A 16,516-nucleotide genomic window follows, 5' to 3' on the forward strand; every position below is an offset into this window, starting at 1 on the left:
CTGCGGCGACACGTTCCTGTCGTCTGTCATAGACATCAGTGTCTGTTCCCTTCAGAGCCCCCCGCCACCCCTTACACAAACAATCTGACACCCTCTCGGGAGCGGGAATGATCTCCACCCGACGATCACGCACTGACTTCACACACCGCTGAACCGCGGACTCCGGGATCAGTCGCTCACGCATGATCCGGGTTTTCTGCCGGAACTGCGCCACCGTCATCGTTGTCGCGAACGACAACACCCGCCGTTCCAACTCCGCCGCCGCCTCGTCAGTCAGAGTGCTGATTTGGTCGACGAGTTGTTGGGCGTGCCGGTAACTGATTTCCCCTGTCCGTAACGCGTTCAATGTCAACGGCAACCGGTGCACCAACACCCGACTCTCCTCCACCAGGGTGCTGGCGGTGCGTTCCGGGGTTCGTAACGCGCACGCTAACTCCGAAATGAAGCACCGTAACGCCATATCCCGACGCTGCAACACATCCTTCGATCCCGCGATCACTCCTTCCTCGTTCACCAGCGCAAGAGTGCAGGCCCGGTCAACGAACTCCGCCTTCCACGCCGCCTGCGTCGCCTGCGTCGCCTCCAGCCTCTCCACCTCAGCAACCGCATCGAGCAACCTGCTGCAGGTGTCAGCAATGCGCGCGTACACAGTCGGCGGAGGGTCCTGTCCGACCGGCAGCTCTGGGATCGATCGCGGTCGAACGCTGTCAGGTGGATCAGTAAATTCGTCGTCGGGGGCTCCGACTTCATCGTCGTTTTCCATACCTTTATTCAATACCGCACCCCCGACATCCGTTCTAATCATGATGGCTCTGTGGAGAAACGCCATCGTATACATCTTCGACTTGAAGGGTGCGGCTCAGACAGATCGACAGAGCTGAAAACTGCACGTGGTGGCGCAGAACGGAATTCTGTCCTATGCTCGGGTAAACGCTTTCCGGCCTCGTCGCTGGAGTCCATCATTTCTCGATCAGGAAGAGACAACGTGTCAGAGTCGACCATCGGAATCATCATGAACGGCGTCTCCGGACGCATGGGATACCGCCAGCATCTGCTGCGCTCCATCCTCGCGATCCGCGAACAGGGCGGGGTGCTCCGCGCCGACGGAACCCGCGTTCAGGTGGAGCCAATTCTCGTCGGACGCAGCGAACAGAAGCTCAAGGAACTGGCCGCGAAGCACAACATCGAGCACTACACCACGAACCTCGATGAGGCCCTCGCTGATGACCGGTGGCAGATCTACGCTGACTTCCTCGTGACGCAAGCGCGCGCATCCGCTATCAAAAAGGCGATTGCGGCGGGAAAGGCGATCTACACGGAGAAGCCCACCGCTGAGAGCTTCGAGGAAGCGCTCGAACTCGCGCGACTGGCAACCGAGGCAGGGGTGAAGAACGGCGTCGTGCACGACAAGCTGTACCTGCCTGGCCTGCAGAAACTGAAGCGGTTGATCGACTCCGGATTCTTTGGCCGAATCCTCTCGGTACGTGGCGAATTCGGCTACTGGGTCTTCGAGGGCGACTGGCAGGACGCCCAGCGCCCGAGCTGGAACTACCGCAAGGAAGACGGCGGCGGAATTATTGTCGACATGTTCCCGCACTGGAACTACGTGCTGGAGAACCTCTTCGGTCGTGTCGAGAGTGTTTACGCCAAGGCGACCACCCACATCCCGACTCGGGTCGACGAGCAGGGCAACGAGTACGCGGCAACGGCTGACGACGCGGCTTACGCCGTGTTTGAGCTTGAGGGCGGCATCGTCGCCCAGCTGAACTCGAGTTGGACCGTCCGCGTCAACCGTGACGAGCTCGTTGAGTTCCAGGTTGATGGCACCCACGGCAGCGCAGTAGTCGGGCTCTTTGGCTGCAAGATCCAGCCCCGCAACGGCACCCCCAAGCCGGTCTGGAACCCCGACCTCGCCGAAACCCACAACTACGACGCCGACTGGCTCGAGGTGCCGACCAACGACGTGTTCGAGAACGGCTTCAAGACGCAGTGGGAGCAGTTCATCCTGCACGTCGTCGACGATGCGCCGCACACATTCGACTTCCTGGCCGGCGCCAGCGGTGTGCAGCTCGCCGAGCAGGGGCTCAAGAGCTCCGAAACCGGCGCGCGCATCGACCTGCCCGTCGTACAGCTGTAAGGACTGGACACCATGACCGACCTCGCTCTCCTCGCACCGGACGGGAGCGTTCGCTACACCGAGCTCACCCCGGCACCGGGGTACGCCAAGCCGCGGTCGCCGCTCACCTCTCGAGTGGCGTACGCGGCGGCCCATGTCGTGCCGAAGCCGTTCGCCGACAACACTCCCGGGCAACCTGCTGACATCGACTGGGACGCCACCCTGGCGTTCCGCCACCACGTGTGGTCGTGGGGCCTCGGTGTCGCCGACGCGATGGATACCGCCCAGCGCAATATGGGTCTCGACGCCGCCGCCACACGAGAGCTCATCTCCCGCAGCGCGGCAGAAGCACGCTCCGTGAATGGGCAACTCGTGGTCGGTGTCAACACCGACCACGTCGACGACGAGAACATCTCGATCGACGCGGTGATCGATGCCTACAAAGAGCAACTTCATTTCACCGAGGATGCTGGCGCTGGCGTCGTTCTGATGGCCAGCCGGCACCTGGCGAGAGCTGCGACAAGTCCCGATGACTACGTGCGTGTGTACCGGGAAGTCCTCTCAGCAGCCACCACCCCGGTCACGCTGCACTGGCTCGGGAAGGCATTCGACCCGAGCCTCGAGACGTACTTCGGTTCGGCGGATTTTGATGCGTCAAGCGCAACGGTGATCGAGATCATGACCGAGAACGCCGACAAGATTCGCGGCATCAAGATGAGCCTCCTCGACGCAACGAGTGAAGTATCGGTTCGCCGACGCCTCCCCGGATCAACCACGATGTTCACCGGTGACGACTTCAACTACGTCGGGCTCATCGCCGGCGACGAGGTCGGCTACTCGGATGCCCTTCTCGGTGCCTTCGCCGCGCTCGCACCCAGCGCATCCGCCGCGATCCAGGCACTCGACGCGGGCAACCCCGACGAGTACACCCGCATCCTCGGACCCACCGAAGCGGTGTCTCGGCAGATTTTCGCGGCACCCACCTTCTACTACAAGACCGGTGTCGCCTTTATGTCGTGGCTCAACGGCCACCAGAAAGCGTTCAGCATGGTCGGCGGACTGCACTCAGCCCGCAGCCTTCCACACCTGTCCGAGATTCTCCGGCTCGCCAACGATGCCGGCGCTCTCGAACGGCCGGAGCTCGCCTCGGCACGCTGGCACAGCCTGCTCACCCTGAACGGAATCGACGTATGACACACCCCCGCCTCTCGCTCAACCAGGCGACCATCAAGTACGCGCCCCTCGACGACGCCCTCCGTGTCACCGCAGACGCCGGGTACTCCAGCATCGGACTCTGGCGTGAACCCGTGCAGGAGGTCGGCCTGGCCGAAGCCGTGAAAATGGTCGACGGCTCGGGTCTCCGGGTGTCAAGCATGTGCCGCGGCGGGTTCTTTACCCTGCCCGAAGGACCGGATCGCCGCGCCGCCATCGACGACAACCGCCGCGCCATTGACGAGACGGCCGCCGTCGGCGCCCCCACCCTCGTGCTCGTCGCCGGTGGCCTTGTCGGCGGATCTCGCGACTTGATCGGTGCACGATCTTTAGTGTCGGATGCCATCGGCGAACTTTCCGAATACGCCCGCGAAGCGGGCGTCACGTTGGCCATCGAAGCCCTCCACCCGATGTACGCGTCCGATCGAGCGGTGATCTCCACTCTCGGCCAGGCCCTCGACATCGCCGAGCAGTTCGACCCTGAAGCCGTCGGTGTCGTCGTCGATACCTTCCACGTCTGGTGGGACCCGCAGGTGCTCGAACAGATCGCCCGCGCCGGGTCGACCGGACGCATCGCGTCGTACCAGGTCTGCGATTGGGCCACGCCGATCGCGGCCGACGCACTGCTGTCCCGTCACTACCCGGGCGACGGGGTCATCGACTTCGCATCGCTTACCGATGCGGTTATGGCCACCGGATACACCGGCGACATCGAGGTTGAGATCTTCAACCAGGCGATCTGGGACTCGGCCTGGCCCGACGTCGCGCGTCGCACCGCGGAAGCGTTCGACGCCGTGGTCGCGCCGCACCTGGAGCCGGTGGACGTGTCGGTTTCGGCCCGCTGACGCGTCTTCGCTGGCGGGGTGGGGTGGCCCCGCCAGCGGTTCCCGGCAGAAGCCGATCCACAGGCACAGCCAGGGGCACCGCCGCCGCGGCAGGCACGGGGTACGCTCGTCAGCAGCTTTCACCGCCGAAAGGACTGACATGAGAACCCGCCCCACCCCGTCCATCCGAGCGGGCCTCTGCTCGGTCACCTTTCGTGAACTGAGCGTCGACGAGATCATCGAGCTCACCTCCGACGCTGGACTCTCATCGATCGAGTGGGGCGGCGACGTTCACGTTCCACCCGGCGACATCGACACGGCCCGGTCCGTCGGCGAACGCACCCGCGCTGCCGGCCTCGACGTTGCCTCGCTCGGCTCGTACTATCGCTGCGACGCCGTCGGCGACTTCCCCGCTGTCCTCTCCTCCGCTGCTGCCCTGGGAGCACCACGCATTCGCGTCTGGGCCGGTGAGAAAGGATCAGCGGATGCTTCGGCCAGCGACCGCGGTGAGGTCAGCTCGTCGCTTGATAACGCTGCACTGCACGCTGCCGAGTACGGCATCGAACTGGCCCTGGAGTTTCATAGCGGCACTCTGACCGACACCGCCGAGTCCGCCCTCGAGCTGCTCACCGGCATCACCGCCACAAACGTGTCATGCTATTGGCAACCGAGCGTCGGAGCCGACGATGATCAGGCGCTGGCTGACCTGTCCCAGCTCGCTCCGTGGGTGTCATCAGTGCACGTCTTCTCCTGGTGGCCCACCAACGAGCGCCAGCCGCTCGCCAGCCGCGAGGCGTTATGGACCCGGGCTCTCTCCTTCGCCGCCGCCCTGCCCGGAGTCACCGACGCCCTCATCGAGTTCGTCCCCGACGACGATCCGGCCGTTCTTGCCGGTGAGGCGGCGAGCCTGAGGTCCTGGCTGGCCTGAGCGTGCCGGGGGCTGCCGGTGAGATTTTTCAGTTTCCTCAGCGCGGCGAGTCGACCGTCGACGCGAGCGTCGCGCCAGCCTCGCGCACCCAGCGAAGCGTGTCGCCCATCGCCGCCGCGGGGCTGCCCGCGAGATCACTGAGTGACACCGCCGCCGCGAACCCGACCGGTTCTGCGGTGATCGCCCCGGCCACCAGCATCGACTCGGCCGACCCGCTCGCCGCAAGCCCGCGCACATAGGTCGGGACCTTGCCGGCCTCCGACTGCCCATCGAAGCGTCCCTCACCGGTAATCACAATCGAAGCGGATGCCACGGCGTCCGCCGCGTGCACCACCTCACCCACCGCATCTGCGCCGGCCGCGATTGTCGCTCCCCACGCCAACAGGCCGAATCCGGTTCCCCCTGCCGCGCCGGCACCCGGCGTGGCGGGGTCGGTGGGCAGGAGTTCGGCTAGTCGGGCCAGCCCGGCATCGAGCACTCGAACGTCGGCGGCCGTCGCGCCCTTTTGCGGTCCGAACACTGCCGACGCTCCGGTCACACCGAGAAGCGGCGATGTCACGTCACTGAGGATGTGTGCCCCACCCGGCGGCAACGCACGAAGTCCAGACAGGTCGACCGACGCGAGCGCGGCGAGCCCCCTCCCGCCGTTCGCGATCGGTGCACCGTTGCCATCGAGAAACCGGCCGCCAAGCGCGGTCAACGCCCCAACACCGCCATCGGTCGACGAGCTGCCACCGATCGCCAGGTAGAGGCGCTCCACTCCGGCGTCGAGCGCCGCACTGATGGCCTGCCCGAAACCGACCGTGTGCGCGTCGAGTGGTCGGAGCGGATCCAGCAGGGTGATGCCACTGGCCTCGGCAAGCTCGATTACCGCTGAGTTGTCGGGGAGCAGCACCCAGCTTGCCTCAACGGGACGGTCATCAGGTCCCGTGGCGGTCACCGGCACCCGGATCGCACCGGGAACGGCAATAGTGAACGCATCGAGGGTTCCCTCGCCACCGTCAGCGAGTGGCATCCGCACGATTGAATCGTGAGGACGAACGGATGCCCACCCTTCAGCGAGCGCATCGGTCACCTCGATAGCCGTTGCGGTGCCTTTGAACGAATCGGGCGCGATCACAACGGTGTGGCGGGTCATACCTCCACTGTGCCAGAGAGTCGTGGAATCGGTGTGCGTGTGACAGCGGGGGGCGCCGCCGATTCACGAATCACGAGGGACGGGACGATGCGGGGCAGGTCGGCGGCCTCCTCATCACGCAGCACGGCGAGCAGCTCGGTCATGATGTCGCGGCCGAGGCCGTTAAAGTCCTGCCGGATGGTGGTCAGGGGCGGGGCAAAGTGCTCGGCTTCGGGAATGTCGTCGAAGCCGACAACGCTCACATCGCCGGGCACGTCGCGGCCGGCCTGGCTGAGGGCGTGGATGACGCCGAGCGACATCTGGTCGTTGCCCACGAAGACGGCGGTCATCTCCGCGTCGGCGGCGAGCGCCTGGCCGTGCCGGAATCCGCTCGCCGGCGTCCAGTCACCGATGAGGTGCTCTCGAGCAACGAGCCCGGCGGCCGCGAGCGAGTCACGCCAGCCGCGCACGCGCTCGGTCGCATCGGTCGAATCGAGCGGACCGGCAATGTGCCGGATCTGGGTGTGGCCGAGGCTGATCAGGTGGTCGACAGCCGCCCGGGCACCGGCATACTGGTCCAGCGAGACGCTGTGCACTCCGGGGCGCCCGCCCGCGTCGACCGCGACGAGCGGAACCCCGAGCTCGATGCTGAGGATGGCCTCGAGCGCACCCGCGTGTGCGGCGATGAGCACGATGGCCTCGACGTTTTGCCGAAGCAGCAGTTCGACGGCGGCCCGCAGCGACGCCGGATCAGAGTCGAGCATGCTCGCCATACTCACGGCGTAGCGGGCATCTCGTGCCGCGTCGTTGAAGTGCAGCGCTGTCGACGACGGACCGAAGTCCGGGCCGCCCGTCGTGATCAGCCCAATCGTGCGCGAGCGCCGGGTGACCAGCGCACGCGCGGCCTGCGACGGCGTGTAGCGCAGTTGCTTGATCGCCTTCTCGACCCGCTCGCGAGTGGCCGGGCGCACGTTCGGCAGATCGTTGAGTACCCGCGAGACGGTCTGGTGGCTGACCCCGGCGAGCCGGGCGACGTCGAAGATATTGGCAACGCGGGCTTTCTCATCCTCGTTCGTCACCACCTGCGTCCACTCCCGCCTGGCGACTCTCGCCCGTTCATTCGATTATCTCGTTCGCCGAACGCCGGTCGAACCACCCGCTCGTCACGTTCGTCTCGCGGTCAGCACCTTCTGGAGGACGATGAACACGAGCAGAAGCGCACCGATGAAGATGCGGGTCCACCACGAGGTGAGGTTGCCGTCGAAGGTGATGAGCGTCTGGATCGTTCCGAGCACAAGCACCCCGAGCACCGAGCCGAGCACAAAGCCGTAGCCACCGGCGAGCAGGGTTCCGCCGATCACGACGGCCGCAATGGCGTCGAGTTCGGTTCCGATCGCGGTCAGTGCGTACCCCGACAGCGTGTAGAAGCTGTAGAGCACCCCGGCAAGGCCCGAACAGAATCCGCTGATCACGTAGACCAGGACCTTGGTGCGCGCGACCGGCAGACCCATCAGCACACCGGATGCTTCGCTGCCGCCAATCGCATAAACCGTGCGTCCCAAGCGTGAATAATGCAGGACCACAACGGCGACGATCACGAGGCCGATGGCGAGGATCACACTGGGCGTGATGCTCAATCGCGGTGCGAGCGGAATGCGCGTCTGGGCGAGGGCGATGAAGACCGGATCGGTGATCGAGATCGTCGTCTTGCTGATGACATAGCAGAGTCCACGGGCGAGGAACATGGCGGCGAGTGTCGCTATGAATGGTTGGATCTGGAAGTAGTGGATCATCAAGCCAACCGCGAGGCCGAGGAGCGACGTGGCCACGAGAATGAGCGGAATGATGATCGCCGGGGGCCACCCGGCCTGCAGCAGGCTGGCCGCGATCATGGTCGACATGGCCAGGACAGCCCCGACCGAGAGGTCGATGCCTCCAGTGAGGATGACGAAGGTCATGCCGACCGCAAGAACGATGAGGTAGGCGTTGTCGATGAAGAGGTTCGCGATCACCTGCGGATTGGTGAAGCCGCGGTAGCGCGAGGCGCCGACGACGAACATGCCGACGAGCAGCACAGCCGTCACGATCACCGGGCCGTATTTGGGGTTGGTGAGCCAGTCCCGTGCCCGACCGGCGGCCGTGGCGATCGGTGATGATGGGGTGACAACTGTCGCGGTCATGCCGTCACCGCCTTCGCTCGACGGTGGGCTTGTCGGCGTCTCGCCGATTCGATGAGCTCGGTGGTGCGTGGCGACTGCAGCAGGCAGACCGCGGTGACCACGGCGGCCTTGAACACCATGGTGGCGATCGGCGGGATGCCGACGGTGTAGACCGTGGTGACCAGGGTCTGGATGACGAGAGCACCGATGAGGGTGCCGAGCAGCGAGTATCGTCCCCCAGCGAGCGAGGTTCCACCGATGACCACGGCCAGGATCGCGTCGAGTTCGATGAACAGTCCCGTGTTGTTGGCGTCGGCCGCCGTCTGGTTGCTCGTCAGCACGAGGCCGGCAATAGCAGCGCAAACCGCCGTGAAAACGTAGACCGTGATGAGCAGTCCGCGGGCGCGCACACCGGCGAGACGAGAGGCCTCAGGGTTGATGCCGACCGCTTCGATCATGAGACCGAGCGCCGTTCGGCGGGTGAGCACGAGCGCGAACACGAAGATCACGGCTGCGATGAGCACCGAGATCGGCAGGCCGAGGAAGAAGCCGGACCCGATCGCCTTGAACGGCGGGCTGTTGACCGTAAGGATCTGCCCCTCGGTGATGAGCATGGCCACACCGCGACCGGCCGTCATGAGGATCAGGGTGGCGATGATCGGCTGGATCCCGAGCACCGCGACGAGGAACCCGTTCCAGACACCAAGCACAAGCGAGATGAGCAGGGACACCCCGACGGCGACCGCGACGGTTGCGGGGCTGCCCGGGTCGCTTGAGCCGAGGATGATCGAGCACGCGACCGCTCCCGAGATGGCGCAGATAGCGCCGACGGAGAGGTCGATGCCGCGAGTGGCGATCACGAGGGTCATACCCACCGCGATCATCAGTGTCGGTGACCCGTTCCGAAGGATGTCGATGAGGCTGCCGAACAGGTGGCCGTCACGAACCTGGATGGAGAAGAACCCCGGAAAAGCGAGCAGGTTGATGATCAGCAGCACGAGAAGCATGACCACCGGCCAGAACAGGCGATGCGCCATAACTGTGTTCAGGTTCATGCGACGGCCTCCGTCGTAGCGCCATCGGCGATGATGGCCAGCAGGGTGTCTGAGGTCAGGTCGTCGTTCTCGATGTCGGCGACCATGCGGCGGTCGCGCATCACAGCGATGCGGTGGCTGAGCCGAAGAACTTCCTCGAGTTCGGCCGAGATGTAGAGCACGCTCATCCCGTTCTCGGCGAGGTTGGACACGAGTTTCTGGATCTCCGCCTTGGCACCGACGTCGATGCCGCGGGTCGGTTCATCGAGGATCAGCAACCGCGGCGCGATCGCCAGCCAGCGAGCAAGCAGCACCTTTTGCTGGTTTCCGCCGGACAGGTTCTTGAGCAGGGCATCCGGGTTTGCGGGTCGAATGTTCAGCGCCTGGATGTAACTCTCGGCGAGTTCGTCCTGCCGTTTCTTCGGGATCGGACGGAACCAGCCGCGATCCGCCTGCAGCGCAAGCACGATGTTGTCCCGAACGGTCAGTTCGTCGACAATTCCTTCTTCGCGCCTGTTCTCACTCGAGTAGATGATGCGGTCACGGATCGACTGGCGTGGGGTCCGAATGCGCTTGGCCTCTCCATCGATTTCGAGAGAACCGGCATCCGCTCGATCGACGCCAGACAGGATGCGGGCCAGTTCGGTTCGACCGGAACCGAGCAGGCCGGCCAGCCCGACCACTTCGCCTTCGTAGACGTCGAGGTCGAGCGGCTCGATGGAGCCCTTTCGACCGAGGCCGATGGCGCGGACGTACGGGGTGAGCTCATGCTCGTCGACCGTCTGCTGCTTGGTCTTGCGTTCGAGGTCTTCGAGAACCGTCAGTTCCTTGCCGATCATCTTCTGCACCAGTTCAATGCGGAGCAACTCGTCGGTGAGGTATTCGCCGACGAGTTTGCCGTTGCGGAGGACGGTGAGCCGGTCGGAAATGTCGTAGACCTGGTCGAGGAAGTGGGAGACGAAGAGGATGGCGACGCCGTCAGCCTTGAGCTCGCGGATGATGCGGAAGAGCTCCTGCACTTCATCGGCATCGAGGCTCGATGTCGGCTCGTCAAGAATGAGGACGCGGGCGTGAATGTCGGTTGCGCGCGCGATGGCGACGAGCTGTTGGACGGCGAGGGAGTGTGACCCCAGCCGCGAGTTTGGATCGATGTCGAGGTGCAGCTTTGCGAGCAGTTCCGCGGCGCGGGCACGGGTCGCGCGCCAGTCTATGAAGCCGAACCGGCGCGGCTCACGGCCGAGCATGATGTTCTCGGCGACGGTGAGGTTGGTGAGGAGGTTGACCTCCTGGTACACAGTTGACACCCCGGCGGCCTGAGCCTCAGCCGTGCTGTGGAACGACACCTCCTCACCCGCGAGGGTGATGACGCCGCTGTCGATGCGGTACACCCCGGTGAGCGCCTTGATCAGCGTGGACTTGCCTGCGCCGTTTTCTCCGAGGAGGGAGTGGACCTCACCGGGGAACATCCGGAAACTGACGCCGTCGAGAGCTTTCACCCCCGGGAACTCGATGGAGATGTTCTCCATGCTGACGGCTGGCTGCGACTCGGTCATGACCCTGCTCTCTGCGGTGAGGGGTGGGAAGGTGATGCGGCGAGTCGGGACCGGGCGACGTGGCCCGGTCCCGACTCGAGAGGAGCGGTGCTTAGTACTTGCGGTCGGGCAGGGCTTCGATAGCCTGCTCCTGGGTGAAGGTGGTCTCTTCGGTGATGATGCGCTTCTCAACGTCCTCACCGGCGACGACCTTCTCCACGATCTCGACGAGCTGCGCTCCCAGGAGGGGCGAGCACTCGACGATGAAGTTGATCTTGCCGTCCGCGAGAGCCTGCATCCCGTCCTTCACTGCGTCAACGGTGACGATCTTGATGTCTTCACCCGGCTTCATGCCAGCGGCTTCGATTGCTTCGATGGCACCGAGCCCCATGTCGTCGTTGTGTGCGTAGATCACGTCAACGTCGGGGTTCGACTTGAGCAGCGCCTCAGTGACCTGCTTGCCACCGGCGCGGGTGAAGTCACCGGTCTGCGATGCGACGACCTGGAACTTTTCATCGGCGGCAATCACATCGGCGAAACCCTCGGCGCGGTCCAGAGCCGGAGCGGCTCCTGTCGTGCCTTCAAGCTGGATGATGTTGACCGGATCGGTTGAGTCCTTGTACTCCTCGACCAGCCACTCCCCTGCCTTCTTGCCTTCCTCGATGAAGTCCGAGCCGAGGAAGCTGACGTAGAGCGAGTCGTCCTTACTGTCGACGGCGCGGTCGGTCAGCACGACCGGGATCTCGGCGTCCTTGGCTTCCTTCAACACGGCATCCCAGCCGGATTCGATGACGGGCGAGAAGGCGATAACGTCCACACCCTGCTGGATGTACGACCGGATCGCCTTGATCTGGTTCTCCTGCTTCTGTTGGGCGTCCGAGAACTTGAGTTCGATACCGGCGTCCTTGAACGCCGCCTGGATGTCCTTCGTGTTGGCGGTGCGCCAACCGCTTTCGGCACCCACCTGGGCGAACCCGACAATCATGTCGGCCGGGTCCTTCGGACCATCTGACGATCCGCCGCCGGACTGCGCACAGCCGGTCAGCGCCAGAAGCAGTGCTCCCGCAGCGGCCAACGGGCCAAGAATCTTTTTCACAACCAAACCTCCTTGTTCGGCCGGCGCGACGCGAACGACTGCTGTGTCGGATGCCGGTTGACCAGATCGTTCTGGTCATGGCTCGAATGTTAGCGCTCACAATTGAGGCACCGCAAGAGCGATTTACGCCGCCGTTACCAAATTGTGAGCGATCACAGTACGACGCGTCAATGCGCGCAGAAAGGACCGGCGAGATCTCTCCCGCCGGTCCAGTCGATGTGACGGTTGGCCTGGCCGTTATTGCTGGGTCAGCGGCTCGAGGTTCGGGTCATTTGCATAGGCGTCCGCTGCGTTCTCCTTCGTCACAATGACCGGAGGAAGCAGGAATGCCGGAACAACCTTGACGCCGTTGTCATATGACTTGTCGTCGTTGGTTTCGACTTTCTCGCCCTTTTGCGCTTGCTGGACCATGGCGATCGCCTGCTTGACGAGCGCACGGGTGTCCTTGTTGATCGTCGAGTACTGCTCCCCGGCCATGATCGACTTCACCGACTCCACTTCGGAGTCCTGACCGGTCACGGTCGGAATGGGCTTCCCGGCCGCCTTGACACTGGTGATGATGGCCCGAGCGAGGTTGTCGTTCGGGGAAAGAACACCATCGAGCTCCGCTGCGCTGTAGTTACCAGCCAGGAGCGTGTCCATGCGGTCCTGCGCGTTTTTCGCGAGCCATCCGGCCGTTGCCGTTTGTTTGATATCGGTCTGGCCAGACACCACGTTGAGCGTGCCGTCGTCAATCTTCGGCTGCAGGATCTTCATCGCGCCTCCAAAGAACACCGCCGAGTTCGCGTCGTCGGACGAACCGGAGAAGAGCTCGATGTTGTACGGACCCTCCGGCTTCTTGGCAGCCATACCGTCGAGCAAGGCCTGACCCTGCAGCTCGCCGACTTTTTCGTTGTCGTAGGCGACGTAGTAATCGACATTCTTCGTGTTGAGGATCAACCGGTCGTACGCAATCACGATCGCGCCCGCATCAGCGGCCGCCTGCACTTGGCTGGACAGCTGACCTCCGTCCTTCGCACCGATGATGATGACCTTCGCGCCCTTGGTGACCATGGACGAAATTTGGTTCTGCTGGTCGGCGACAGTGTTCGTCGCGGCCGCGTACTGGACGTCTCCCTTGAAGCCAGCCTCCTTCAAGCCATCCTCGAACAATTTGCCAGCCAGAACCCAGTTCTCGGAGGTTTTGTCCGGCAAAGCGACACCAATAACCGCATCCTTGGCGAAGCCCGAGGCTTCGTCCGTTGAACCTGAACTGGCGCCGCGGGTGGAACAGCCCGTCAGCGCCATGGCCGCGGTGACGACAATCGCCGACGCGACTAGTGCGAATCTACGCATGGAATTCACTCTCTCTGTGCTTGATGGATATGTCGGGTGCTGTGCGCACTCGGACTATCCCGGACACTCAGTTCGGGGTAGTGGATTGTGAGCGGGACGTCGACTCCGCGTTGTTGGTCGGTTCCACCACTGGACGCTCGATGGGTGTGGCGTTCTGGTCCCCCGGTGACGCAGTGCGGCGTCGATTCATCAGCCCAAGAATCGACGGCCGGCCTTGCCGCTTGCTGTAAACGTCGATGCCAACGGCGAGGAGGAGCACAAGACCCTTGATGATCTGCACACGGTCGACTCCAACCCCGAGCAACTGCAGCCCATTGTTCAAGACGGCGATCACAAGGCCTCCAACGATCGACCCCACGATCGTGCCGATACCGCCGGAGACAGCGGCACCACCGATGAAGACTGCGGCGATGGCATCGAGCTCCCAGCCGACACCGTCACCAGGGCCCGATGCGACCGAGCGGGCGACCGCGATCATTCCCGCCAGGGAGGCCAGGATCGACATGTTCATCATGACGAAGAAGTTGATCCTCTTGATCTTCACGCCAGACAGTTCGGCCGCGTGCCAGTTGCCGCCAACCGCATAAATGTGTCGACCGTATGTGGTGTTGCGGGTGACAAAGGAGTACGCGAGAACGAGCACGCCGAGGATGATGCCCGAGACGGGGAAACTTGTGCCGACGCGGCCGCCGGCGAACAGCAGGGTCGCGTACACAACGATGCCGAGCAGGATGAGCACCTTGACGACGCTGACCCAGAGGGGTGCCTTCTCTGATTGCATCCTGGTCTGGGCGCGCCGAAGCCGAATCTCCTGAATGACGACGATGACGGCAACAAGAAGTCCGAGCAACAGTGTCGGATTGCTGTAGCCGAAGTCGGGTCCGAAGTCGGGGAGAAAGCCGCCGCCGATCACAGTGAAGGCGTCCGGCACCGGCACGGTTGCGGAGTTTCCGATGAACTGGTTACCGCCGCGGAAGATCAGCATGCCGGCCAGGGTGACGATGAACGCCGGGACGCCCACGTACGCCACCCACCAGCCTTGCCAGGCTCCGATCAGGGCCCCGATGACAAGGCCAAGCAGGATGGCGAGTGGCCAGGGCAAATTCCAGCTGTTCATCGACGTTGCCACGACAATTCCCGTGAACGCGGCGACCGAACCCACCGAAAGGTCGATGTGTCCGGCGATGATCACCATGACCATTCCGATGGCGAGGATGAGCACGTAGGCGTTCTGGTTCACCAGGTTGATGAGGTTCGTCGGATCCAGTGTCAGGCCGCCCGTCGCGATCTGAAAGATGACGATGATCACGACGAGTGCACCGAGGATGCCGACCTGCCGACCGCTCGACTGCCCACCGCCGAACATCTTGCCGAGTTCGCGGATGCCTCCCGACCGCTTACGTTGCGTTGTAGTGCTCATCGACTCACTGCCCTCTTTGACGTCATGTTTTTCATCAGGGTTTCGGGATCCGCTTGGGCACTTGGCAGGTCAGCGGTGATGGTGCCCTCGAAGATCGTGTAGATCCGATCGGAGACGCCAAGGAGTTCGGGCAGTTCAGACGAGATCATGATGATCCCTTTGCCCTGGGCGGCGAGATCACGAATGATGCCGTAGATCTCTGTTTTGGCACCGACATCGATGCCACGGGTGGGCTCGTCCAAAATCAGCAGGTCGGGATCTGTAAACATCCACTTCGCCAGAACAACCTTTTGCTGGTTGCCGCCTGACAGTTTGTTCACGCCCTCATCGACGGTCGGTGTTTTGATCCGGAGACTCTTCCGATACCGCTCAGCGACGGTGTGTTCCGCGACTTTGTCGACAACGGAAGCTTTCGAAATCTTCGACAGCTTGGCCGACACGATCGAGCGTTTGATGTCGTCGAGCAAGTTGAGCCCGAGCGTCTTGCGGTCCTCACTGACGTAGGCGATCCCGTGCTCGATCGCCTCGCTGACGGTGCGCAACTGGATTTCCTCGCCATCCTTGAAGACACGCCCTGAGAGGTAGGTGCCGTATGACCGACCAAAGATACTCATCGCCAATTCGGTGCGCCCGGCACCCATCAGGCCAGCAAAACCGACGACTTCGCCACGCCGCACAATGAAGCTGGAGTTCTTCACGACCAGTCGTTCGGCCGTCAGCGGATGCTGAACCGTCCAGTTACGCACCTCGAAAAAGACCTCGCCGATGGTGGATTCGTGCTCAGGGAATCGGTTCTCGAGCACTCGCCCGACCATGCCCTGGATGATCCGGTCTTCGTTGACACCGTTCGCCGAGACATCAATCGTCTCGATCGTCTTTCCGTCTCGGATGATCGTGATCGAATCGGCGACGGCCTCAATCTCATTGAGCTTGTGCGAGATCATGATCGAGCTGATGCCCTTGCCTTTGAGCCCCCGAATGAGGTCAAGCAGGTGCTGCGAGTCGGCCTCGTTAAGCGCCGCCGTCGGCTCGTCAAGGATGAGCAGTTTCACCGACTTGTTGAGCGCCTTGGCGATCTCAACGAGCTGCTGCTTGCCGACACCGATGTTTTTGATCTGAGTGTCAGGGTCATCGTTCAGGCCGACGCGTGCGAGCAACTGAATGGCCTCGGTCTTCGCGGCCTCCCAGTCGATCACTCCGCCGCGGCCCGGCTCGTTGCCGAGGAAGATGTTCTCGGTGATCGACAGTTCGGGGATCAATGCGAGTTCCTGGTGGATGATCACGATTCCGGCATGCTCGCTCGACCGGATGTCCTTGAACCGCATCTCCTGGCCCTGGTAGATGATGTCGCCCGCATACGTGCCGTAGGGGTAGACGCCCGACAGCACCTTCATCAGCGTTGATTTGCCGGCGCCGTTCTCGCCACAGATCGCGTGGATCTCCCCGGCCTTCACCTCAATCGAGACGTCGGAGAGCGCCTTGACTCCCGGAAATTCCTTGGTGATCGACCGCATCTCGAGGATCGTTGGGCTCGCCGTCACTGAACACTCCCTTGTGCTGCCGGCTCTCGCCGAACGATTCAGCGCCTGCGGTCGTGCTCACATTCGAGTGGAATCCGGGACGCCACCGTAAGACTGCCTCCGAGTAAACGACATCGTCCGGGTCCCCGTCAACGCATCGAGACCCTTTCGTGACCTTTGCTCAGGTCAATTGTTCGACCCATAAAGAAAGCGGATGCTGCCA

The 16,516-nt window shown here is 63.3% G+C and carries 14 protein-coding genes; 4 read left to right on the forward strand and 10 right to left on the reverse strand.

Annotated features, from left to right (window positions below; genetic code table 11):
* Nucleotides 1-838 (reverse strand): DUF222 domain-containing protein (locus L1277_RS11705; protein WP_253376579.1); only part of this gene is annotated, 838 nt, incomplete at its 3' end.
* A 174-nt stretch (nucleotides 839-1,012) separates the two neighbouring features.
* Between L1277_RS11705 and L1277_RS11710 the strand changes: the two genes are divergently transcribed.
* The 4 genes from L1277_RS11710 (at nucleotide 1,013) to L1277_RS11725 (ending at nucleotide 5,080) form a co-directional block, all read left to right on the forward strand.
* A complete protein-coding gene (locus L1277_RS11710) occupies nucleotides 1,013-2,137 on the forward strand; it encodes a Gfo/Idh/MocA family protein (protein ID WP_253376972.1) in 1,125 nt (374 codons plus the stop codon).
* A gap of 12 nt (nucleotides 2,138-2,149) precedes the next feature.
* On the forward strand, nucleotides 2,150-3,310 hold the full coding sequence (locus L1277_RS11715; protein ID WP_253376581.1) for a dihydrodipicolinate synthase family protein: 1,161 nt from the start codon (nucleotides 2,150-2,152) through the stop codon (nucleotides 3,308-3,310).
* Nucleotides 3,307-4,173, forward strand: a complete 867-nt coding sequence (locus L1277_RS11720) for a sugar phosphate isomerase/epimerase (protein WP_253376583.1) — start codon at nucleotides 3,307-3,309, stop codon at nucleotides 4,171-4,173. The genes L1277_RS11715 and L1277_RS11720 overlap by 4 nt, the downstream gene beginning before the upstream one ends.
* A 139-nt stretch (nucleotides 4,174-4,312) precedes the next feature.
* Entirely contained in the window at nucleotides 4,313-5,080 is a 768-nt protein-coding gene (locus L1277_RS11725) for a sugar phosphate isomerase/epimerase (RefSeq protein WP_253376585.1), read from the forward strand.
* 37 nt (nucleotides 5,081-5,117) lie between these two features.
* Here the strand turns inward: L1277_RS11725 and L1277_RS11730 are convergent, their stop codons facing one another.
* From L1277_RS11730 to mmsA, 9 genes are all read right to left on the reverse strand, one after another.
* Nucleotides 5,118-6,218, reverse strand: coding sequence for a glycerate kinase (locus L1277_RS11730; RefSeq protein WP_253376586.1), 1,101 nt, complete (start codon nucleotides 6,216-6,218; stop codon nucleotides 5,118-5,120).
* Entirely contained in the window at nucleotides 6,215-7,276 is a 1,062-nt protein-coding gene (locus L1277_RS11735; protein WP_253376587.1) for a LacI family DNA-binding transcriptional regulator, read from the reverse strand. The genes L1277_RS11730 and L1277_RS11735 overlap by 4 nt, the downstream gene beginning before the upstream one ends.
* An 84-nt stretch (nucleotides 7,277-7,360) precedes the next feature.
* Nucleotides 7,361-8,377 (reverse strand): galactofuranose ABC transporter, permease protein YjfF, encoded by a 1,017-nt coding sequence (gene yjfF, locus L1277_RS11740; RefSeq protein WP_253376588.1) that lies wholly within the window; start codon nucleotides 8,375-8,377, stop codon nucleotides 7,361-7,363.
* Complete coding sequence (locus L1277_RS11745; RefSeq protein WP_253376589.1) at nucleotides 8,374-9,411, reverse strand: ABC transporter permease; 1,038 nt, start codon at nucleotides 9,409-9,411, stop codon at nucleotides 8,374-8,376. Before L1277_RS11745 ends, yjfF begins: the two co-directional genes overlap by 4 nt.
* Entirely contained in the window at nucleotides 9,408-10,943 is a 1,536-nt protein-coding gene (locus tag L1277_RS11750) for a sugar ABC transporter ATP-binding protein (RefSeq protein ID WP_253376590.1), read from the reverse strand. Before L1277_RS11750 ends, L1277_RS11745 begins: the two co-directional genes overlap by 4 nt.
* Nucleotides 10,944-11,034: 91 nt before the next feature.
* Nucleotides 11,035-12,018: an ABC transporter substrate-binding protein gene (locus L1277_RS11755; protein ID WP_253376591.1), complete on the reverse strand. Its 984-nt coding sequence runs from the start codon at nucleotides 12,016-12,018 to the stop codon at nucleotides 11,035-11,037.
* Between the two features lie 237 nt (nucleotides 12,019-12,255).
* On the reverse strand, nucleotides 12,256-13,353 hold the full coding sequence (locus L1277_RS11760) for a sugar ABC transporter substrate-binding protein (protein WP_305884294.1): 1,098 nt from the start codon (nucleotides 13,351-13,353) through the stop codon (nucleotides 12,256-12,258).
* 67 nt (nucleotides 13,354-13,420) lie between these two features.
* Nucleotides 13,421-14,773, reverse strand: coding sequence for a multiple monosaccharide ABC transporter permease (gene mmsB / locus L1277_RS11765; protein WP_253376592.1), 1,353 nt, complete (start codon nucleotides 14,771-14,773; stop codon nucleotides 13,421-13,423).
* Nucleotides 14,770-16,287, reverse strand: a complete 1,518-nt coding sequence (gene mmsA, locus L1277_RS11770) for a multiple monosaccharide ABC transporter ATP-binding protein (protein ID WP_253376974.1) — start codon at nucleotides 16,285-16,287, stop codon at nucleotides 14,770-14,772. Before mmsA ends, mmsB begins: the two co-directional genes overlap by 4 nt.
* Nucleotides 16,288-16,516 lie beyond the last annotated feature (229 nt).

The sequence above is a fragment of the Okibacterium sp. HSC-33S16 genome, from assembly GCF_024171565.1.
Lineage (GTDB): Bacteria > Actinomycetota > Actinomycetes > Actinomycetales > Microbacteriaceae > Mycetocola_A.